General features: G+C 41.5%; 16 protein-coding genes. 7 read left to right on the forward strand and 9 right to left on the reverse strand.

The window, feature by feature from the left end; genetic code table 11:
- Positions 1-26: 26 nt before the first annotated feature.
- Positions 27-1,208, reverse strand: coding sequence for an MFS transporter (locus NST24_RS03975; RefSeq protein ID WP_342462361.1), 1,182 nt, complete (start codon positions 1,206-1,208; stop codon positions 27-29).
- Positions 1,209-1,283: 75 nt separating this feature from the next.
- On the opposite strand from NST24_RS03975, the gene NST24_RS03980 reads away from it, so the two are divergent.
- The 3 genes from NST24_RS03980 (at position 1,284) to NST24_RS03990 (ending at position 3,644) form a co-directional block, all read left to right on the forward strand.
- A complete protein-coding gene (locus tag NST24_RS03980) occupies positions 1,284-1,661 on the forward strand; it encodes an OsmC family protein (protein ID WP_024720244.1) in 378 nt (125 codons plus the stop codon).
- A gap of 65 nt (positions 1,662-1,726) precedes the next feature.
- A complete protein-coding gene (gene cax / locus NST24_RS03985) occupies positions 1,727-2,794 on the forward strand; it encodes a calcium/proton exchanger (protein WP_342462362.1) in 1,068 nt (355 codons plus the stop codon).
- An 88-nt stretch (positions 2,795-2,882) separates the two neighbouring features.
- A complete protein-coding gene (locus NST24_RS03990) occupies positions 2,883-3,644 on the forward strand; it encodes a YfkD famly protein (protein WP_224559743.1) in 762 nt (253 codons plus the stop codon).
- Positions 3,645-4,018: 374 nt separating this feature from the next.
- On the opposite strand, the gene NST24_RS03995 is transcribed toward NST24_RS03990, so the two are convergent.
- The 4 genes from NST24_RS03995 to yfkAB form a co-directional block, all read right to left on the reverse strand.
- On the reverse strand, positions 4,019-4,738 hold the full coding sequence (locus tag NST24_RS03995) for a YebC/PmpR family DNA-binding transcriptional regulator (protein ID WP_007496614.1): 720 nt from the start codon (positions 4,736-4,738) through the stop codon (positions 4,019-4,021).
- Positions 4,739-4,870: 132 nt separating this feature from the next.
- Positions 4,871-5,224 (reverse strand): nuclear transport factor 2 family protein, encoded by a 354-nt coding sequence (locus NST24_RS04000; RefSeq protein WP_235672226.1) that lies wholly within the window; start codon positions 5,222-5,224, stop codon positions 4,871-4,873.
- A 146-nt stretch (positions 5,225-5,370) separates the two neighbouring features.
- A complete protein-coding gene (locus NST24_RS04005) occupies positions 5,371-6,207 on the reverse strand; it encodes a mechanosensitive ion channel domain-containing protein (RefSeq protein WP_025206933.1) in 837 nt (278 codons plus the stop codon).
- Positions 6,208-6,214: 7 nt separating this feature from the next.
- The gene (gene yfkAB, locus NST24_RS04010) at positions 6,215-7,336 is read right to left on the reverse strand and encodes a radical SAM/CxCxxxxC motif protein YfkAB (protein WP_017358799.1); all 1,122 of its coding nucleotides are present in this window, start codon (positions 7,334-7,336) and stop codon (positions 6,215-6,217) included.
- Between the two features lie 147 nt (positions 7,337-7,483).
- On the opposite strand from yfkAB, the gene NST24_RS04015 reads away from it, so the two are divergent.
- Both NST24_RS04015 and pdaA read left to right on the forward strand, forming a co-directional pair.
- Positions 7,484-7,675: an SE1561 family protein gene (locus tag NST24_RS04015; protein ID WP_003218031.1), complete on the forward strand. Its 192-nt coding sequence runs from the start codon at positions 7,484-7,486 to the stop codon at positions 7,673-7,675.
- 102 nt (positions 7,676-7,777) lie between these two features.
- Entirely contained in the window at positions 7,778-8,569 is a 792-nt protein-coding gene (pdaA, locus tag NST24_RS04020) for a delta-lactam-biosynthetic de-N-acetylase (RefSeq protein WP_039168013.1), read from the forward strand.
- Positions 8,570-8,801: 232 nt separating this feature from the next.
- On the opposite strand, the gene NST24_RS04025 is transcribed toward pdaA, so the two are convergent.
- The 3 genes from NST24_RS04025 to NST24_RS04035 all read right to left on the reverse strand — a co-directional run bounded on the left by NST24_RS04025 (position 8,802) and on the right by NST24_RS04035 (position 10,927).
- A complete protein-coding gene (locus tag NST24_RS04025) occupies positions 8,802-9,296 on the reverse strand; it encodes a DUF2716 domain-containing protein (protein WP_135010384.1) in 495 nt (164 codons plus the stop codon).
- Between the two features lie 33 nt (positions 9,297-9,329).
- Complete coding sequence (gene corA, locus NST24_RS04030; protein WP_041090710.1) at positions 9,330-10,289, reverse strand: magnesium/cobalt transporter CorA; 960 nt, start codon at positions 10,287-10,289, stop codon at positions 9,330-9,332.
- A gap of 131 nt (positions 10,290-10,420) precedes the next feature.
- Complete coding sequence (locus NST24_RS04035; protein WP_024720250.1) at positions 10,421-10,927, reverse strand: hypothetical protein; 507 nt, start codon at positions 10,925-10,927, stop codon at positions 10,421-10,423.
- A gap of 433 nt (positions 10,928-11,360) precedes the next feature.
- On the opposite strand from NST24_RS04035, the gene NST24_RS04040 reads away from it, so the two are divergent.
- Together NST24_RS04040 and rlmD are read left to right on the forward strand one after the other, a co-directional pair.
- Positions 11,361-12,230, forward strand: a complete 870-nt coding sequence (locus NST24_RS04040) for a DNA-3-methyladenine glycosylase (protein ID WP_342462363.1) — start codon at positions 11,361-11,363, stop codon at positions 12,228-12,230.
- Positions 12,231-12,326: 96 nt separating this feature from the next.
- A complete protein-coding gene (gene rlmD, locus NST24_RS04045; protein ID WP_045034519.1) occupies positions 12,327-13,718 on the forward strand; it encodes a 23S rRNA (uracil(1939)-C(5))-methyltransferase RlmD in 1,392 nt (463 codons plus the stop codon).
- 271 nt (positions 13,719-13,989) lie between these two features.
- On the opposite strand, the gene NST24_RS04050 is transcribed toward rlmD, so the two are convergent.
- Positions 13,990-14,352, reverse strand: coding sequence for a DUF1433 domain-containing protein (locus NST24_RS04050; protein WP_178896506.1), 363 nt, complete (start codon positions 14,350-14,352; stop codon positions 13,990-13,992).
- Positions 14,353-14,401 lie beyond the last annotated feature (49 nt).

Genomic DNA, 14,401 nt, shown 5'->3' on the forward strand with positions numbered 1-14,401 from the left:
TCCTCTGCATAGGTGCAGGGGAGTTTTTAATGAGAAATGGATTCGTTTGGAGTGTCGACCACTGACTGTGTACGCCCAAATCGAACACAACAAAACACAAATAAAATCACAATGCTGACAAGGTAAAGTAAATTCATGCCCTCGAACGTCTGCACAAAGAATCCGCCAAGAACCGGACCGAGAATACTTCCTGCACTAAACGCCATACCGCACATCAAATTCCCAGCAGGCAGCAGATGCTTTGGCAATAAGTCCGTCATATAACTGATGCCAAGTGAGAAGGTCGAACCTACAGCCATACCTGCGATAAAGAAACAGATCGCAACAGCCAAAACGGACTGAATGAAAATCCCTGCTAAAAGGAAAAAGAATGAACCGACGAGTGTCACAACTAAAATCATGCGTCGTCTGCCGAAACGGTCACTCAGCATCCCAAGAGGAAGCTGAAAAACAATACTCCCAATCGCAAACGCAGGTAAAATAAACGCAACAGCATCTATCGTCACCCCGCTTCTCAGCGCATACACAGGGAAGTTACTATTGAGCGTCGTTTCTAAAAAGCCATAGCAAAACGGCATCATAAACGCTACCCAGCCAAATTGAAACGCCTTCTTGAAGCGCTTCAAACTATTTGTCTGCTCTGACGTCTGCATTTCACCTGTATCAGGATATGTATTTTTTAAAACAAACACAAGCAGCCAAATACACAAACTAACTGCACCAGACACAATAAACGGCAAGGATGGATTGATTTCAATGAGTGGTGTTAAAAAAGGGCCAGCGGCAAAACCGAGACCAAATGATAACCCATACAATGAAATATTTCGCCCGCGATTTCTAGATGATGAGGCATAGGTTACCCACGTCTGTGTGGAGAAATGAAGCATATGATCACCGATGCCAATCATCAGCCGCAAGAAGAACCAGACGACATAAGATTGAATAAAGACAAAGCTAAACAAACTTAAAAAGACAGCAGCGCCCCCAATGACGATTAATGGTTTAAATCCGAAGCGGCGCAGCGGGGCTTCCATAAAAGGAGACGCAAGCAACACGCCGAGATATAAGCCGGTGGCATGCAGTCCGTTTAACGTCGGGGAAGTGCCGGCATGTTCGAAAATAATCGAAATAACTGGCAGTAACGCTCCCTGCGAAAAACCAGATACGGATACAAGTAAAATTAAAATCATAAAATGAATTCTCGACATAAGAAGCTCCTTACAAGTTCATGCTTTCATCGTACAATGGAACCATAGGGGTTTCAATAGAAAGGTGGAAAAGGAATGAAGCTGATATACGAAAATGATCGGTGGGTCGCAAATGCTGATCAAAGGCAGCTGTCTATTTCGGGAAATAAAGAAGCGGGATACAGGCCGTATCAATTGTTCACCTCGGCTATTGCGGGCTGTTTTGGAGAAATGGTCATTCATGTATGCCGGAAAAAACGAATATCCTATCAAGGACTGACCATTACGCCTGAAACGACAAGAGAAGGAACTGTAAACAAAATCACTCATATTCATTTACATATGATCTTTGAAAGCATCAGCACCTCTGATGAACAGCTGGAAAAAGTAATGAAACTTGCGTTGAAGCATTGCTCCATGGTGCAATCCGTGAAAGGAACGATTGATATCACCCTTTCACACGAACGAATCTAAATGTATATGATGCCGGCACTCACGAAAGAATAACAGTCAGATATGATGTAAAGGAGATTGGCTGTATGAATCGTTTGTTTCTTGTGATTGTCGCAATCGGTGTTCCATTATCTGTAATTGGCAGTTTTCTTCATTTCCCACAGGCTGTCATGTTCGCCGTCTATTGTATCGCCATCATCGGTCTTGCAAGTTTTATGGGAAGAGCGACAGAGAGTCTTGCCATTATAGCGGGACCAAGAATTGGCGGTTTGTTAAACGCTACTTTTGGAAATGCAGTTGAATTAATCATTTCATTTTTTGCATTAAAACAAGGACTCACCGCTATTGTCCTTGCTTCACTCACTGGCTCAGTGATCGGCAATTTACTGCTCGTGGCTGGACTGTCATTTTTCGTTGGCGGATTGAAATTTAAACGACAAGAGTTCAATGTCCACGATGCAAGGCATAACTCTGGGCTGCTTATGTTTGCGATTATTGTGGCATTTGTCATTCCAGAAGTCTTTTCCATGGGGATGGCAGAAGATCGTCAATTTGTTTTAAGTATCGGCATTAGCATCGTGATGATTTTGCTTTATGTCGCAGCACTCTATTTCAAACTGGTCAGCCACAGAGGTGTTTATGTTGCCAAGCAGGAAATTGCTGAAGGGGAAGCAGCGACGGAAAAAGAAACACCAGAGTGGTCGGGGAAGTTTGCCACGGCGATTTTACTCCTTGCGACAATTGCTGTGGCGTATATTTCAGAGCGGCTCGTCCATACATTTGACACAGTCGGAGAACAGTTTGGCTGGAGTGAGCTGTTTATCGGGGTCATCATTGTTGCGATTGTCGGTAATGCAGCAGAACACGCTTCTGCTGTCATTATGGCATATAAAAACAAAATGGATGTCGCGGTCGAAATTGCTTTCGGTTCCACGCTTCAAGTCGCCATGATGGTCGCACCGATCCTTGTGATCAGCTCTCTGTTTTTTGAAAAGCAAATGCCACTGATCTTCTCATTACCAGAGCTCATTGCCATGGCATCCGCTGTTTTACTAACGGTCATCCTTTCAAATGATGGGGATACGAACTGGTTTGAAGGTGCTACATTGCTCGCTGCCTATTTCATTATGGCGATTGGATTTTTCCTTTTATAATCTTTTGTGGATAAGGGACGTCTTTCGGGAAAATACTATGGAAAAATGAATGAGAAAGAGTGATGATATGAAAAAGATGCCCCGCATCATGTTTGTTGTTCTCTTATCCTTAAGTTTTCTATACAGTTTTCCAGCCGAGGCAGCAAAGCCGTTTAAGGTGCCATCGTCTGTCGCCAGTATCTCAAAGGAAAATACGTATCCAAATGCATCACAGGATCAACCGCTGCTCCAGCCGAGCGAGCTGACGGCCGAATTATTTAAAACAACAAGTGTACCAATTGAAAATACACATTTAATTAAAATGCTGAATGAATCCAGTATCTCAGGTACACCGCTAGCAGTTGGCTACAGGGCAACGATTTTTCTTGGAAGATGGGCACTCAGCTATGATTCAAACGAAACCGTCGCCAATTGGGAATACAAAAAGGTGAACACGAATCACATTGATAATAGAGGCGGAAACAAAACAGCCATCGGCAAATATGTGCAAAAGCAACAAGTAAAAGTAAGTGGAGGGCTCACAGCAAAAGTACCAAACCCAGAAGATGTGAAAACATTGATGATGCAAAAAGCCATCCAAAAAACAAAACTTCCGCTCGCCTTCGACACAGTGATTGGTGCAGGAACAAAGCGAGATCAGTCCTACCACGTATCTCCGAAAAAAGCAGCAACCCTGCATGCATACGCTCCAGCCATTAACGAAAAAGGAAAGGTTACTTACGGAGAAGTGTATCTTGTGCTCAAGGGAAATAAACGCAAACTTGTCGTAAAAAATGTGACCTCACAAGGAATCGGCGCTTGGATTCCTGTTCAGGATCACCTGACGTTTGGGTTTCAAGGGATGAATTAAAAACAGTCATCTCCTCTTACCAAGGGGAGATGACTGTTTTTTGATTAAGATGTCCTATCTTTTTTCTTTTTCATTTCATGAATGTAAAAATCAAAGGCGTTATATAAAAACCATACAAAGAAAAGAAAGAGAAAGACTTTAGTGAATATCGTCAAATTGTTGAAAATTAAGCATAGGCCAATAAAAGGGAGGATCATAAAGCCATAATACGAAAACCACCATGTTTTAAAAATGAAACTCAGCTCCTTGGTTATTTGTGGAAACGACTCTTTCTTCATATTACATGGTCTTGAGTAGAACGTAAACCTTACCTAGACAATAAAAAAGCCAACGCGGAAGTTGAATGAATCCAACAACTACGATGGCTTAGCTGATTATTCCCCTAAATCCACATTATGATAAACTTGCTGCACGTCTTCAAGCTCTTCTAATACATCGATTAGTTTCTCGAATTGTGCTTTCGATTCATCATCTAATGTCACTTCGTTTTGAGGCAGCATTGTGATTTCAGCGACAGTAAATTCTTCTACGCCTGCCTGTTTGAACGCTTCTTGAACTTGATGGAATTGATCTGGTTCAGCGTAGACGATCACCGTATCATCTTCTTCCATAATGTCACGTACATCAATGTCTGCTTCCATTAAAAGTTCAAGCGTTTCTTCTTCACTTTTCCCCTCGACACCGATCACCGCTGTTTGGTCAAACATGTAAGCAACAGATCCACTGACGCCCATATTTCCGCCGTTTTTCCCAAATGCTGCACGAACATCAGACGCTGTGCGGTTGACGTTATTGGTCAGGGCATCAACGATCACCATAGATCCGTTTGGACCAAATCCTTCGTAACGCAGCTCATCGAAGTTCTCTTCTGCACCGCCTTTTGCTTTTTCAATCGCACGGTCCACAATGTGTTTTGGGACACTATATGTTTTTGCACGTTCTAGGACAAAACGAAGTGCTTGGTTTGATTCTGGGTTTGGCTCACCTTGCTTGGCAGCCACATAGATTTCACGCCCGAATTTTGCGTAAATACGACTTGTATTGGCATCCTTTGATGCCTTCTTTTCTTTAATGTTGTTCCATTTACGACCCATCTTATTCACTCTCTTTCACTTAGTAAATACACAGTATGAGGGTCCCCATGCTGCATGAAATCAATCTGCTTTCTATTATACATGAATCAGTCAAGAGGATAGAAGTAAGAGGGCTGAAAAGAAAAGGATTCCTTAGCTGATATGTCCAAGTTGTTCAAGCGTCTTATTTTTCTCATGCGGTCTAGTCAGCTCATCACACCGAATGATTCTACCATCTAATAAAGTAAATAACGCCATCACATCTATTAGACCGTGGTCTCCTGTGGACAGCTCAATATGTACAGTGTAACGAAAACACCCTTGCTGAGTCTCTTCATCAAACAACATATCATGAAAGGCGGGGATGTCGAGCTGTTTGGTCATGACTTTTAATGTGGAGAGATGCTTTTTAAATTCATTAAGGGAAGAGACCTTTCCATCAGTGACTTGCTGATAATCTGAAGAAAAATAAGTCTCCACCTTTTCTATATCTAATTGGATTAACACCTCTTGATACATTTGCTTAATAAAAAAATCGCTTCAGTTTTTCTCAATGTAAACACCCTTTCTTTTAGTTAACTGGTGAACTATATAATATTATAATTAACTGGTTAACTAAAAACAATTAAAAAATAACCCCATCACAAATGAGGTTATTTTGCAGGCTGTGGATAGACGAGATCCTCAAGCAATTTCACATCATGCTGGTGAAGTTGTGTGATCATTTCTTTTCGCACAGCGAGGGCGGCTTCGAAGTATTTTTCATCCTCGACCATTCCTTTTACGGTGATCTCAATCCCGCGATTCAATTTATTGAGCCCCATAATGCCATGAACCTGAAAAGGTTCAATGGCGTTTTGGAATTCATCTTTTTTCAGTAAATCATGATGCATTTGATTTAACTGATCACATGCTGTTTCTAGCGCCTTGAAAGCAATGTCAGGATTTTGGTTTGCGCTGATCAAGACTGACTCTGTGATACGCATGTAGTGCATATTGTAGTTTTGGATTTGACGAATGTCTCCGTTTGAAATGGTTAACAGCTTGCCGCTCCATTCTCTAATTTGCAAAGACCGGAGACCAATTTCTTCAATGGTTCCGTTAAAAAGATTATTGACCGTCACATAATCACCTTTATGAATTTGCCTTTCATAAATGAGGAAGATGCCGGCTAAAATATCACGAATCAAGGTCTGAGCGCCAAAACCAATGACAATTCCAGCAACACCAGCCCCCGCAAGAATCTTCCCAAAGTCATGAAAGAATAGAGAAATCACATATAAGACAAAACATATGGAAGCTGTATACTTTGAAACCGATTTGACCAAGCTCTCAATCGTTTTTTTCTTCTTGTCTTCAATGAATTCAGTGCGTTTAAAGAAAATCTGAAGCGCTTTGTTGATCATAAAGACGGCAAGCCAAAGAATGAGGCCAACAAGGAGAATTTCAATGTATTTGTTCTTGACCACTGTCAGAAATGTTTCGTCCATCTATCGGTTACCCCCTGGCTGTACGAGAAGTAAAATCAACATCTTGATAATAACTGTTTTTCACAAGAACATTCGGACCAAGGCATTGCACACTTGGGCAATGACAATTCAGTTCTTTTGCCAATTTTGTGTTCATCCAGCGTGTATAAGCTGATTGCAACGTATCGGTTTCAATATTTCCTAATGGCGGTGTATCGCCAAAGTCTGTCACAATAATATTCCCATCAAAAATATTCACATTCAATCGTGAACGACCATCAGGGTCATTTCGTACTGTCACATTTTTCGCTTGACGCAATCGAGTCAAGAGGCGCTGGTCTTCTTCATCTGTGCTGCATGAATAAAATGGCAATGTGCCAAACAGCATCCATGTGTTCTCATCACGAACATCGAGCAGCTGATGAATCGCATCCCGCATTTGCGGAAGCGACAATGATTCAAGGGCGCTGGCAAAATCACTTGGATACATCGGATGAACTTCATGGCGCTGGCATTTCATCTCGTCCACGATTTGACGATGGATGTGTTCAATATAAGGAAGCGTACGCTTATTCAGCATCGTTTCAGCAGATACGGTTACACCCGCTTTCACAAGTGCTTGACTATTCTCAATCATGCGGTTAAACAATTTCTCGCGCTGCTCAAAGGTTGGCTTTCGGTCCATCATTGCAAAACCAACCGTAGCAAACTCTTCGACTGTTCCCCAGTTATGTGAAATGTGTAGGACATCCAAGTATGGAATAATCTCTTCATATCGAGCCAAATCAAGTGTTAAATTCGAATTAATTTGGGTACGGACGCCGCGTTCATGGGCATACTTTAATAAAGGAACGACATATTCCCGTACAGATTTCAGAGACAGCATCGGCTCTCCGCCTGTGATGCTAAGGGAACGCAAGAGCGGTACTTCATCTAAACGGCGAAGCAGTAAATCGAGTGGCAGTGCATTCGGATCTTTTGGCTGCAAAGTATAGCCAACCGCACAGTGCTCACATCTCATGTTACACAACGTCGTTGTCGTCAATTCAATATTTGTCAGCTTCATTTCTCCGTAATCCTGCACATCGAGATAGGCTTCCCAAGGGTCGAATGCAGGTGTAATCGGGCGAAGTGCTGTTTTTTGGTTCATGGTATCTATCTCCTTTTCATTCGGGCAAACATAGACCCGCCAACAGTTAATTTTAAGCCCCATCACCGTTATACGCAAGAGGGGACACAATTGATTTACAAAGGAAAAAAAGATAAGCTATAAACAAATGCTAAAGGGAGTGTATCTATGGGCAAGGCAGCAGACAGCAAAGAACAGCAGGTTGATTATTTAAAGAACCGATTAGATATGTTTATGAATGTGATTGATTCATTAGATCCTGAATCCACAGACGTTGAGGATATAGACAGACTCATCCAGATGATCGACGACCTGGAAGCGAAATATGAACGGTTTAAAACCGATTGGAAGGAAGAATAGCTCGCGCTGATGCGGGCTTTTTTCTTTAAATTGGCAGGTCAAAAAGTGTATGAGTACCCGGTATATTCTGCACAATAGAAGAAAAACCGGGAAGTGACGTAAATGAAAAAATGCATACTGATCTGTCTATGTGCGCTTTTTGTATCGATGCCTTTTTCAAACTTAGAAGCCGTGTCTAATCAGCCGATTCATTGGGGATTTGCTAAAAGCAAAGAGCACAAGCCAGCAGATGCCGGTAAGGAACTGACGACACTCTTAAAGAAATATGATGCTTTCTATTTAGGAAATACGAAAAAGAAAGAGATTTATTTTACATTCGACAATGGCTATGAAAATGGGTACACACCCAAAATCTTGGATGTGCTGAAAAAACATCAAGTACCCGGCACCTTTTTTGTGACTGGGCACTTCGTAAAGGACCAGCCTAAGCTCGTCAAACGTATGGCAGAGGAAGGTCATATTATTGGCAACCATTCCTATCACCATCCAGATTTAACAACAAAGAGCACGAAAGAAATCAAAGAAGAGCTGGATCGTGTCAATGAAGCGGTATACAAAATCACAGGAAAACAAGATAACCTCTACCTTCGTCCACCGCGCGGGGTGTTCAGTGAAAGGGTACTAAAGGAAACGAAACAGCTTGGCTACCAAACCGTTTTCTGGTCAGTAGCGTTTGTAGATTGGCACATCCACCATCAAAAAGGAAAGCAGTATGCGTACAATCAAATGATGAAACAGGCGCATCCGGGTGCCATTTACTTACTTCATACCGTCTCAAGGGACAATGCCGAGGCACTTGATGATGCCATCACTGCTTTAAAAAAACAAGGATATACCTTTAAAAGCTTAGACGATCTCATGCTTGAAAAAGTATGGCATCTCCCTCAGCTATAGAAAAAAGCTTGCAGACATCTGCAAGCTTCAGCGTGTAGCCAAACCCTCGCATTCGTTGTCAGTCCTGCGTGCTGGTGCTCACGAATGTGAAATTCGCTCCGCGCCAGTACTCGTCCTTCCTAGACTGCAAAGGTTTTCTATCACGCTGAAAAGAAGACAAAGGGCTAAAATCAAGTTCATTTTAGCCCTTTGTCAACAATCTGAGGCTTGCAGACACTGCAATCTTTTTGACTTATCCTTCTCTTATTTTACGCTGGAACAAAAGGGGACGATGACGAGTAAAGGAGTCAATCAAGCCCTCACCGAAAATCGTGATGCTTTGCTCCCAAGGATGTCCTAGTAAACCCCAAGTCATCTCTTTTGATAAAAAGAAATAGTAATCTCCATTTGGGAGCACAGGAACTCTCCATTCTCCAAATTCATCTTTTTCAAATGAGCCGTATGGTGTGATCCAATAGCAGTCGTGCTGCCAATCAAGTACCTGCATATATTCGTCCGTTCCGGTGATATTCTCCTGAAAAGACAGCAGTGCCTTCTTTTCAAGGTCTTCATCCCCACTTAGGAGAGAAGGGTCCTCGAAATAAGCAGAGATATCATATGTGATGTAAGGAGATGGTGCTTGAAAACCGGGAAAGCGAGAGATGCTTGGGTTAAATTTAAACTTTTGATCAAATGTTTTCCATGCGTACTTTAGTTCTTTGTCTGTCAGTGGAATCCAGTTTTCCATAGTATCTCCCTTTCAAGCACTTCTCTCAAAAAACTATTTAAAAATCCTAAACCATCCTTTATGTTTAAACCACAAAAGCATCCCTGAGACAAGCAAACCCATGAAAATCAGTACACCAAAATAGCCATATTTCCAGTGTAATTCAGGCATGTTATCAAAGTTCATCCCATACACCCCAACAATAAAGGTCAGTGGAATAAAAATCGTCGAGACAATGGTCAGTGTCATCATGATGGCATTCATTCGGTTGGAATTTAGTGTTTGATAGCTGTCTCGTAAATCGGCTGTCATATCACGGTTTGACTCAACGATCTCTGTTAGTTTCAATAAATGATCATAAATATCATTAAAATATGCTTGCCGGTTTACATCGCTTTTCATCATATTCGTGTTCACAATTCGATATAAGAGGTCCCTCATCGGGATAATGGTTCTGCGCAGTTTGAGCAAATCGGATCGAATACCGAATACTTCGTTCATTAATGTACCATACGTTTTATGCCCTTCTTCATCCTCGATTTCATTGAGCCTGTCCTCAATTTGATAAATAATAGGAAAATAATCATCGACGAGCTGGTCAATCAGCATATAAGCCATATGCTCTGGACCGCTCTCTCGTGCTTTATCAGACCCTTTGAGCTTTCGGATGACTCGATCAATGTAGGGTGCTTCCTTCAAATGAAAAGTAACGATATAGTTTTCTCCAACAAACAGGTCGACTTCTTCAGATCGAAGTGTTTTTTGATTGAGGGCATGAAGGACGAAAAATAAATACCCTTCGTAAAAATCAAGCTTCGGCCGCTGTAAATAATGGAAGCAGTCTTCAATCGCAAGCGGATGGAACTGAAAAAATTCCTTTAACAGTGCTGCTTCCTTTTCCGTTGGCGCATAAAAATCAATCCAATACCAGGCAATATCGGGGCTTGAAAGCTGCTGCAATGTTGCATGTTCAATCAAGTCGCCGTTTTTTGTCACTGCAAGTTTTTTCAGCATGTGCACCCCTCCAGACTTGCATTATATCATGAAGCAGCAGCGGTGAACTTATACGTTTTCACCATAAAAAAGCCGATCTCATCGCTGAGATCGGTCCAATGTGCGTGTATGATTGATGGATAAAGCGAGAATTAAGGACGACGGAAGTTGACGAAACCACCGTTACGGTCGAACCAACCTCTAAATGCCCAGTTGATGTAACCGCCATCACCTTTGTTTGTGAAAGATCCATTTTCAAATACCCAAACTCCGTACGTAATGCTTCCGTATTTAACAGTAGCAAACGTTTTAACACCGTTGAAACGAGTCTCATAGCCTTGGCTTAAGTTAAAGACCATGACATTGTATTTTGCGCCAGCAGCATAGAAAGCAGACTCCATTAATCCTTTGACAAAGCCTTCACGGTTCGTGTTAGCATTTGCAGCATTAATTAATGCATTGGCAATTCCAAGTACGTCAAAGTTAATGTTAACATTTGTCGCATTTGTTGAAGCTTTACCTTCAGCAGCTTTGTTTAACACAGTTTGCTGAATAGTTGTTGAAACTGGAGCAGTTTTTTGCTCAGCAGCGTCAGCGAATACTGGTAGTGTCGAAGAAACAGCAGTGGCAAGGGCAACAGAAAGAATTGTTTTTTTCATTGGTCGGATCTCCTTTGTTTTTAAAATTTGGGTCTTCTTTTAGTAAAACGTGAAACTAGGTGAAGCCGGTTATCAATGAGGTAAATATGTTCCTGCAAGATGAAACAAATGATTGCCTAATCCGCTAATTCCTTTGTTCACCTCCTTGATATGTCATAATTATACAAATATTTTTGAAATAGAAGATATCACCCATAGGTTCTATTTCTAATTTAAGGAAAATGATCCTAAAATGTTGAAGATTGCTGTCGAATTTTAGCTGAATTCGACTAAAAATTTTCATCTATCCAAAAGGAGAATGACCATAAATAAGGAAGATATAACTGATAAATTCTTGTACTCTTTATATTTAAAAGTATTCAATATAGAGAATCATTCATGCAAAGTGAAACAATCACATCTGCGTGTGTTGGCAGAAAGGAAGAGGAAAAACATGTGGGAAAAACACTTATTGGTTGAACCGCCCTATCACTTTGATCAAGTGCTGAGACGTTTGTCGAGCGATCCATTAAAGGCGGTCGATCTGGATAAAAGAGAAATCAAAGTACCGATGAGGCTGAATCATAAACCGTACATTGCAGTCGTTCAAGCGACAGGAACAAAAGAAGCACCTTCGTTCCGGGTACAGGCAAACGGGCCGGAGGAAGCGATCCTTTCTGAGGTGAAGCGGATATTTGGCATGGAACATCAATTACATGCCGTGCATGACCATTTTGCTCAAACAAATCTTGCGCCCATTTTTGAACGTCATATCGGAACGCCGCTTATGCTGGATTTCCATCTATATCATTGCTTGATGAAATGCATCATTCATCAGCAGCTCAATCTTGCCTTTGCTTATGAGCTGACGAAACGGTTTGTTCATACGTATGGTGAGCAAATCGACGGCGTCTGGTTTGACCCTTTACCGGATACCATTGCATCACTTGAAACCGACGATTTGAGAAAACTGCAATTCAGTCAGCGAAAAGCGGAATATGTGATTGATGTCTCAAAGCGAATAGTGAGCGGCTCTCTGAATTTAGAAGAATTACACGACTTAACGGATATTGAAATTGAAGAACGTCTGCTTCCGATTAGAGGGATTGGACCTTGGACGGTTCAAAATGTCCTCATGAATGGACTTGGAAGACCAAATCTCTTTCCAATGGCAGATATCGGGGTTCAAAATGCGATCAAACGTCACTTTGACCTGCCAGAAAAGCCAACAAAAGAAGAGATGGCAGTTTTAAGCAAGGAGTGGGCACCGTATTTAAGTTACGCCTCCCTTTATTTATGGAGAAGTATAGAGACAGATAAATAATTGAAAGGCATTTTCGCTCTTCGTCCAAGTCGTGATATACTATTCAGATGGAATAAAATGAGGACAACCGATAAAGGTTTAAATAGAACGGAGAGAATAAACGTGAAAGAAAAACAGCAAGGAGCCCTTCTGCAAAAGGGGCAGCAGTTCCCGCTTACCATTAAACGCCTTGGCATTAATGGGGAAGGGGTCGGTTATTTTAAAAAGCAAGTAGTCTTTGTCCCAGGTGCACTTCCAGGTGAGGAAGTAGTAGTTGAAGCAACGAATGTCCAAGCGAAATATGCAGAAGGTACGGTGAGGAAAGTCCGCAAGCGCTCAGAACATCGAGTGAAACCGCCGTGCCCAGTATACGAAGAGTGCGGAGGCTGTCAGCTTCAGCATTTGGCATACGAGCAGCAATTAAAGGAAAAACGCGATATTGTCATTCAATCAATGGAGCGTCATACAAAGCTGTCGGTTGAAAAGATCGATATTAGACCAACAATCGGTATGGAAGATCCGTGGCACTACCGGAATAAAAGTCAGTTCCAAGTCGGAAGATCACATAGCGGCGACATCATCGCAGGGCTTTATGGGCTGAATTCTCATAAACTTGTTCCGATCAAGGAATGTATCGTCCAGCATCCGAAAACGAACAAAACAACAGGCGTCGTCCGCAAAATTTTAGAGAAATTCGGCGTATCTGTCTACAACGAGCGGACAAGAAAAGGCGACGTGCGCTCGATTGTTGTGCGTGTCGGCTTTGAAACAGGTGAAGTACAAGTCGTCCTTGTCACATCAAAGCCTGAGTTTCCAAAGAAAAAAGAAATCGCCGAAGCCATTCAAAAACGTCTGCCAGAAGTGACGTCTATTATGCACAATATTAATGGCGAAAAAACGTCAGTCATCTTTGGGCATAAAACATCGCACCTAGCTGGCAACATGGTCATCCAAGAATTTTTAGGAGACGTCTCCTTTGAATTGAGTGCACGGGCTTTCTTCCAATTGAATCCGAAGCAGACATTAAAGCTTTACGACGAAGCGAAAAAAGCGGCCAAACTGACTGGCAAAGAAAAGGTAGTCGATGCGTATTGCGGCGTTGGAACCATTGGAATGTGGCTCTCAGATGGAGCAAAAGAAGTAAGAGGTATGGATGTCATCAAAGAATCAATTGATGACGCGAAGAAAAATGCCAAAAAACACGGCATGAAAAACGCAACTTATGTGACAGGCACAGCCGAACACTGGCTGCCAAAATGGGTCAAAGAAGGCTTCCGTCCCGATGTTATCGTCGTCGACCCGCCAAGAACAGGCTGCGAACGCACTTTCCTAGACACGGTTAAACAAGTCAAACCAAAACGCTTTGTCTACGTCTCTTGCAACCCATCTACACTAGCAAAAGACCTCGAATACATGTCAAAAGACTACAAGATCGAATACATGCAGCCAGTGGATATGTTTCCGCATACGGCGCATGTGGAGTGTGTGGTGTCTTTAGTCCTTAAATAATAGTGGGCAAAGAACCGCGAAAGGCCATTATGATCATTTAACCTTCTAATATGAAGTAATCACCAAATTTTTTTTAAGTGAGCATAAATATCACCAGTCATGTTTTATCAATGGAAGTTTTATATGAATATATGCATGGTGTTATCGCAGATGGTATATATGGTCCAAAACCAAAGAAAAAGGCGCAGCTCGAAGCCTTCTTGAAGTAAACAAATAGTCCCCTTGAAATTCCAAGGGGACGTTTTTGTTTATTCGATGATTTATCCTCTTTTTAATACTCGCATACTTTATCTTCGCACTCGGGTTTTTCTTTAGCATCTACAGTGAAAGATATGACTTCGTCATTGCCCTTATCATAGATTCCCCATATTTCTTTTTTCTTATTTTCATTGAGATAACCATTAATTTCAATACCGCCCATTGGGTTTATCTCATAATCATCAGTATAATCAATTCGTTTAATATCATTATAGTTTGTTTTAATAAAGTCAGTCATTCTTTTCTTAGCCAAGGAATACAATTCTTCTTTTTTAGCTTCTTGGGCAGCTGTTTTTTTGTCGTGTTGTTCCTTCATAAATATCCCTCCAAGTGTTATAATAACCAAAGTTATAAGGATAATTATGTATTTTTTCATAAAACCATCCTTTCTATCTTAGATTTTACATGAGAGAAGGGGCATTGTA

Source organism: Bacillus sp. FSL R5-0286, from assembly GCF_038593245.1.
Taxonomy (GTDB): domain Bacteria; phylum Bacillota; class Bacilli; order Bacillales; family Bacillaceae; genus Bacillus; species Bacillus altitudinis.